The sequence below is a fragment of the Kocuria sp. genome, assembly GCF_030536815.1.
Taxonomy (GTDB): domain Bacteria; phylum Actinomycetota; class Actinomycetes; order Actinomycetales; family Micrococcaceae; genus Kocuria; species Kocuria gwangalliensis.
Genome location: NZ_JAUNPE010000116.1, coordinates 1 through 6,804 on the forward strand (window position 1 = coordinate 1; position 6,804 = coordinate 6,804).

Sequence of the window (6,804 nt, forward strand, 5' to 3'; positions counted from 1 at the left end):
ACGGCTCGGCCTCGGGCGTGTCCTCGGTGTCGGGTTCCGTGGCCTCGGCGGTGTCTTGGGGCTCGGCCGTGTCCGGCTCGTCGGTTACCTGGGTGTCGCCTTGGGGTTCGGTCGGGGTTTGCTCAAGAGCGGGCTGCTCGGCGGCTGTGTGCGCCTCCGTGGTCTGCTGCTCCGCAGCAGATACCTGTTCCTGTGTCGTCTGTTCCGCGTTGTCCTGTTCGGATTCCATGTGAGGTTGTACTCCTGCTCGGAACACCGTCCGCACCCGGGTCCGAGGTGTGCTCGGTCGGTCGAACCGGTGGTGTGACACCACGCGGTCGCCGGAAGTCATGGTGGTACCTGCCGAGTGCGCCGACTGACGTGAACGCTCGTGGCAAGCCGGCGGATGTCCGAGTCGCATAATCCTTGGGGATTGCGAACTTTCTCCGGACGGACGCGCTCGATCTGTTGAGAGCCGCGGGTCCATCCGCCATGTATCGGAGGTCCTGCCGGACCGGTTCCCATGTACGGCTGGGTACCGACCGTTGCCAAGTATCTCACAGTACCTCCGCGCACCCCAGGATTGACGTGTGCGGCAGGCCACATCGCCCGGGGCACCGTGTCGATTAGCATCGGTCTGTGAGCTCAACAAACACCCCGGACCGTCAGCACACCGCCCCCACAGATCGAGGCTGGGCGAGCCTCGCGCTGATTCTGTCGATCATCGGATTCGGTGCTTCCGCGACCCTGGTGATGGAACGCCTGGCCATTTTCGCGGACGCCGGCCACCGCACGAGTTGCGACATCAACGCATGGCTCTCGTGCGGAACCGTGATGCGCACTCCCCAGGCCGAACTCTTCGGATTCCCCAACCCGTTCATCGGCATCGTGGCCTACGCGGTCGTGATGGCGATCGCGGTGGGCGTCCTGGCGGGTGCTCGCTTTGCCGACTGGTACTGGTGGCTCGTGTGGGTGGGTACCCTCGCGGGTTCCGTGTTCACCCTGTGGTTGTGGTGGCAGACCACCTTCGAGATCAACACCCTGTGCTTGTACTGCATGATCGTGTGGATCGCACAGACCATCCTGCTGGCCCACACCACGGCGCGAAACGCCCGGGCGGGAATGTTCGGCGACCGATTCGTCCGGGCCGGCCATTCCGGCGCCTGGGCGTGGTTGATCGCCATCGGTCTCCTGGTGGTGGCCTTCGGCATCATTGCCGTCCGTTTCGCCACCGTGATTTTCGCGTAGCGACCCGCACGGGCCCGGACAGTCAAAATACGCGACGGCGGGGTGCGACCGGATATTCGGTCGCACCCCGCCGTTGCTCGTTCCACGAGTCCGAGTGGGTCAGTGCGGATCAGGCGAACCAGATGCCGATCTCGCGCGCTGCGGACTCGGGTGAATCCGATCCGTGCACCAGGTTCTTCTGAACCTTCTCGCCCCAGTCGCGGCCCAGATCCCCGCGAATGGTGCCGGGGGGCGCGGTGGTGGGTTCGGTGGAACCGGCCAGGCTGCGGAAACCTTCGATCACGCGGTTACCCTCGACCACGGCGGCAACCACCGGGCCGGAGCCCATGAACTCGACCAGCGGTTCGAAGAACGGCTTGCCCTGGTGTTCCTCGTAATGCTGTTCGAGGATCTCCCGCGTGGCCTGCACGAGCTTGAGCTCCACGATCTTGTAGCCCTTGGCCTCGACACGCGCGAGGATCTGACCGGTCAGGCCGCGCTCCACGCCGTCGGGCTTTACCAGCACCAGGGTGCGTTCCGTCATCAACATCTCCTTGGATCGATCTCGTCAGGGGTACCGCGACCAGCCTACCGGCCGTGCTGCGCTGCGCGGTGACTCACCCGAGTTCATGCGGGTGTTCGGCTTCCCACTGTTCCTGGAGACGATCGCGCTCCCGGTTCTCCCGGTCGATCGCGGTGCCCTTGACCACGGCGTAGCACCACGCCGCCGCGCACACCGCGCCGATCACGAACATGGCCGGCACCAGGAAGCCCGTGGCGATCAGCACGAGCTGCAACACCCAGCCGAGCACGTATCCGCCGGGCCTGCGCACCATGCCGCACGCGATCAGGAACACCAGGGTGAGCAACACCCCGCCGCCCACGAGCAACCACTGGTGGGTGGTTTCCCAGTCCCGTGCCAGGATTCCGAAGGCCGCCAGCGTGGCGAAGAAAACAATGAACGCCTCGATGGCCAACACGGACACCGCGAACATTGCCTTGATGGAGCCGCGCGGTTTCTTCTGGCCCGGGCGCCATTCGCGCTGGGCCCTGGTCATTTTTGCCATGGTCATGTCCTCCCGGAGCTGTGGCGGTTCTCAGAGGCCGAGGAGCGCACGGGCTTCACCCACCACGGTGACGGAACCGGTGATCAGTACCGCGCCGTCGAATTCCTGGCGGTCGGCGGCGTCCTGGACGGCGGAGGCAATGGCGTCGTCCAGGCGGCCCTCCGCGTGGACCATGTCCTCGTCGAATCCCATGTCCGCGGCGATCTCGGCCAGCTCCTGGGGCGGGATCGCCCGCGGGGACCGGGATTGGCTGCACCACAATTCGAGCTCGTACTCGCCGTACTCCTCGGCGAGCGTGCGCAGCATGGTCTCCGCGTCCTTCTCGCCCAGAATCCCGACCACCAGGTTGAGTTTGGCGAACGTGAACGATTCCTTGACGGCCGCCGCCGAGGCTTTCAGCCCGTGCGGATTGTGCGCCGCGTCCAAGAGCACGGGCGGTGCCTTGCGGGCCAGCTCGAGCCTGCCCGGAGAGGCCACGGCACCCAACCCTGCGACTAACAGCTCCTGGTTGAGGGGTTTGTCTCCCCCACCCAGCAGTGCCTCCACGGCTGCGATGGCCAGCGCCGCGTTCTCCGCCTGGTGCTCACCGAACAGCGGCAGCATGAGGTCCGTGTACTCGGCGGCCAGGCCGTGAACGGCCATGATCTGCCCGCCCACGGCAATGGTGCGGCCACTCACACCGAATTCCACGCCCGCGAAGCGGAAATTCGCTCCGACCTCTTGAGCCCGTTCCAGCAGCACCTGGGCCACCGCGGGGTCCTGGGCCGCGGACACCAGGAATCCGCCGTTCTTGACGATCCCGGACTTCTCCAACGCAATGTCCTGGAGTGTGTCCCCGAGCATCTCCGTGTGATCCAGGTCCACGGGCGTCACGATGGACACCGCGGCGTCGGCCACGTTGGTGGCGTCCCAGCTGCCGCCGATGCCCACTTCCAGGACCATGACGTCCACGGGTTCGTCCGCGAAGATCGCGAACGCCAGAACGGTGAGCACCTCGAAGTACGTGAGCCGAGGCTCGCCGCGCTGCGCCAACTCGGTGTCCACAAGCCGCAGGTACGGGGCGATTTCGCCATAGCCGCGCACGAAGGTCTCATCCGCCACGGGCTTGCCGTCCAGGCTGATGCGCTCGGTGACCTTCTCCAGGTGCGGGCTCGTGTAGCGGCCCACCCGGAGGTCATGGGCGAGCAGCAAGGACTCCACCATGCGAGCCGTGGAGGTCTTGCCGTTGGTCCCGGTGATGTGGATGACCGGCGCGCTCTTTTCGGGGTTCCCGAGAATGTCCACGGCGCGCTGGACCGCGTCCAAGCGCGGCGCCATCCGGTTCTCCGGCGCACGGTCGAGAAGCTCCGCGTACACCTCTTCCACGGTCTGGGGAGTCGAAAGATCCCATGCGTCACTCATCAGTTCACCACCTCCACGGTTACCGAGGACTCGTCCGAGACAATGACCTCGAGCTCACGGCTCAGGGTCTCCCCCGCCACGAGGTCACGATTGGCCTCGACCGCGGCACACGTTGGCGCATCCGCATGAATGGTCGTGTGGATCCGGTCGGAGACGTTGAGGTCCGCGTTCTTACGCTCCTGCTGGATGGCACGGATCATGTCCCGGGCGGTGCCCTCCGCGCGCAGCTCGGCCGTCAGCTCGGTGTCGAGTACCAGGAAACCGCCCCCGGGCAGCACGGTGACGGCGCGCGCGGAGGTCTCCGCGGCGTCGTCGACGACCGTGGCCAACTCGTATTCACCCGCTTCCAGCGGAATCGATCCGGCCGTGACCGTGCCGTCCTCGGCCACCGACCAGTCGCCCGACTTGGCGGCCTTGATGACCTGCTGGACCTGCTTGCCCAGACGCGGTCCCGCGGCGCGGGCGTTGACCTTGAGCTGCCGCGAGATGCCGAAGTCCGCCGGCGAGACCTCCGCCGAGTCGAGCAGCGTGACGGTCTTGAGGTTGAGCTCGTCCGCGATGATGGACTCGAACGTTCCCCCGAGGCGCTGTCCCTCGGGAACCGCCACGGTGAGACCCGCCAGGGGCTGGCGCACGCGCAGGTTGTGGGCCTTGCGCAGGGCGGAACCGGAGGAGCAGATGGCGCGCGTGCGGTTCATGAGCGTCATGAGGTCCTCGTCCTGCGGGAACAGGGAGGCGTCCGGCCAGTCCGTGAGGTGCACCGAACGACCACCGGTCAGTCCGCGCCAGATCTCCTCCGTGACCAGGGGCAACAGTGGCGCGGCCACGCGGCACACGGTCTCCAGGCACGTGTAGAGCACGTCGAAGGCCTGGGTGTCCTCGTCGAAGAACCGCTCGCGTGAACGGCGTACGTACCAGTTGGTGAGTGTGTCCATGGCGGAACGCAGGGTTTCGGCGGCGGACCAGATGTCGTAGTCGTCGAACTGCTGCTTGGTCTCGGTGACCAGCCGTCCGGTCTCGGCCAGGATGTAGCGGTCCATCACGTTCTCGGCGCCGTAGCGCAGTTGCGCCTCGTACCCGGCGCCGCCGTTGGCGGCGTTCGTGTACAGACCGAAGAAGTGGTAGACGTTCCACAGCGGCAACATCATTTGGCGGACACCCTCGCGGATGCCCTGCTCGGTCACCACCAGGTTTCCACCGCGCAGGATGGGTGAGGACATCAGGAACCAGCGCATGGCGTCCGCACCGTCACGATCGAAGACCTCGTTGACGTCCGGGTAGTTGCGCAGGGACTTGGACATCTTCTGCCCGTCCGAGCCCAGCACAATGCCGTGCGAGATCACGTTGCGGAACGCCGGGCGGTCGAACAAGGCGGTGGCCAGCACGTGCAGCAGGTAGAACCAGCCGCGGGTCTGGCCGATGTACTCCACGATGAAGTCGGCCGGGTTGTGGGTCTCGAACCACTCCCGGTTCTCCATGGGGTAGTGCACCTGGGCGTAGGGCATGGACCCGGAGTCGAACCAGACGTCCAGGATTTCCGGCACACGGCGCATCACGGACCGGCCGCTGGGATCGTCCGGGTTGGGCCGGGTGAGGTCGTCGATCCACGGGCGGTGCAGATCCACCTCACCGTCCGCATTGCGCGGCAGCGCGCCGAAATCCCGTTCGATCTCGGCCAGCGAGCCGTACACGTCACGGCGCGGGTAATTGGGGTCGCTGGACTCCCAGACCGGGATGGGCGAACCCCAATAACGGTTGCGGGAAATGGACCAGTCGCGGGCGTTCTCGAGCCACTTACCGAACTGGCCGTCCTTGACGTTGTCCGGGATCCAGTTGATCTCCTGGTTGAGTTCCACCATGCGGTCCTTGATGTCCGTGACCCGCACGAACCATGAGGAGACCGCGCGGTAGATCAGGGGGTTGCGGCAGCGCCAACAATGCGGATAGGAGTGCACGTAGCTGGATTCGCGCACCAGTGCATCCTGGGCGCGCAAGTCGCGGATCACGGTGCGGGCCACGTCCTTGTCGAACACGTTGTGTCCGGCGATCCCGGCCAGGGGAGCTCCGGCGGCCAGGGTCTCGTCCGTGAAGAAGTCGTAGAACACGCCGGCCTCGTCCACCGAGAGCACCACGGGGATGTCGTAGCGGGCGCACACGTTCTGATCGTCCTCACCGTAGGCCGGAGACTGATGCACCAGCCCGGTGCCGTCCGTGGTGGTGACGTAGTCGGCCACGAGGATCTGCCACGCGGTGCCGGTACCGAAGCGTTCGGCGTCCGTGAAGTAATCCCACAGCGGGCGGTAGCGCACGCCCTCCAGCTGAGCACCGGTGAAGTGGGCGGTCACGGCCTCGCGGGCGGCCGCTGCGGGGTCCTCGGCGTCGCCGTGCCCCAGGTCCTTGGCGTAGCCGTCCAGCAGGTCGGAGGCGATCAGGTAGCGACGCCCGGCCAACTGCGCCCCGCCGTGGACCAACACGTAGTCGATGTCGGGGCCGACCGCGAGCGCCTCGTTGGTGGGCAGGGTCCACGGCGTGGTGGTCCAGGCAAGGGCGCGGGCGCCGGCGAGCTGGGCCACGACGTCGGGCTGTTCGGCCCAGGACGCGTCGTCGAGGATCTCGAAGCCCACGGTGACGGTGGTGTCCTGACGGTCCTTGTAGACGTCGTCATCCATGCGCAGCTCGTGGTTGGACAGCGGCGTCTCGTCCTTCCAGCAGTACGGCAACACGCGGTAACCGGAGTAGATCAGGCCCTTGTCGTTGAGTGACTTGAACGCGGCCATGACCGATTCCATGTACTCGACGTTGAGGGTCTTGTAGTCGTTGTCGAAATCAACCCAGCGGGCCTGACGGGTCACGTAGTCCTGCCATTCGGTGGCGTACTTCATGACGGAGGCGCGGCAGGCATCGTTGAACTTGTCGATGCCCATGGTTTCGATTTCGTGCTTGTCGCTCATGCCCAACTGCTTCATGGCCTCGAGTTCGGCCGGCAAACCGTGGGTGTCCCACCCGAAGCGGCGCTCCACGCGGCGGCCCTGCTGGGTTTGATAGCGGGCGACCAGGTCCTTGACGTAGCCGGTGAGCAGGTGCCCGTAGTGGGGCAGGCCGTTGGCGAAGGGAGGGCCGTCGTAGAAGA

6 protein-coding genes are annotated in these 6,804 nt (G+C 66.1%); 1 reads left to right on the forward strand and 5 read right to left on the reverse strand.

Annotation, left to right across the window (positions count from 1 at the left end; translation table 11 throughout):
- On the reverse strand, positions 1-229 hold a 229-nt coding region (locus tag Q4E95_RS09940), incomplete at its 3' end, for a hypothetical protein (protein WP_303383158.1).
- 389 nt (positions 230-618) lie between these two features.
- Between Q4E95_RS09940 and Q4E95_RS09945 the strand changes: the two genes are divergently transcribed.
- The gene (locus Q4E95_RS09945) at positions 619-1,227 is read left to right on the forward strand and encodes a vitamin K epoxide reductase family protein (RefSeq protein WP_303383159.1); all 609 of its coding nucleotides are present in this window, start codon (positions 619-621) and stop codon (positions 1,225-1,227) included.
- A gap of 109 nt (positions 1,228-1,336) precedes the next feature.
- On the opposite strand, the gene ndk is transcribed toward Q4E95_RS09945, so the two are convergent.
- The 4 genes from ndk to ileS form a co-directional block, all read right to left on the reverse strand.
- On the reverse strand, positions 1,337-1,750 hold the full coding sequence (gene ndk / locus Q4E95_RS09950) for a nucleoside-diphosphate kinase (protein WP_190780250.1): 414 nt from the start codon (positions 1,748-1,750) through the stop codon (positions 1,337-1,339).
- Positions 1,751-1,823: 73 nt separating this feature from the next.
- Positions 1,824-2,273, reverse strand: coding sequence for a DUF4233 domain-containing protein (locus tag Q4E95_RS09955; RefSeq protein ID WP_303383160.1), 450 nt, complete (start codon positions 2,271-2,273; stop codon positions 1,824-1,826).
- Positions 2,274-2,303: 30 nt separating this feature from the next.
- The gene (locus Q4E95_RS09960; protein ID WP_303383161.1) at positions 2,304-3,674 is read right to left on the reverse strand and encodes a folylpolyglutamate synthase/dihydrofolate synthase family protein; all 1,371 of its coding nucleotides are present in this window, start codon (positions 3,672-3,674) and stop codon (positions 2,304-2,306) included.
- A partial coding sequence (gene ileS / locus Q4E95_RS09965; protein WP_303383162.1) for an isoleucine--tRNA ligase occupies positions 3,674-6,804 on the reverse strand: 3,131 nt, incomplete at its 5' end. The genes ileS and Q4E95_RS09960, both read right to left, overlap by 1 nt.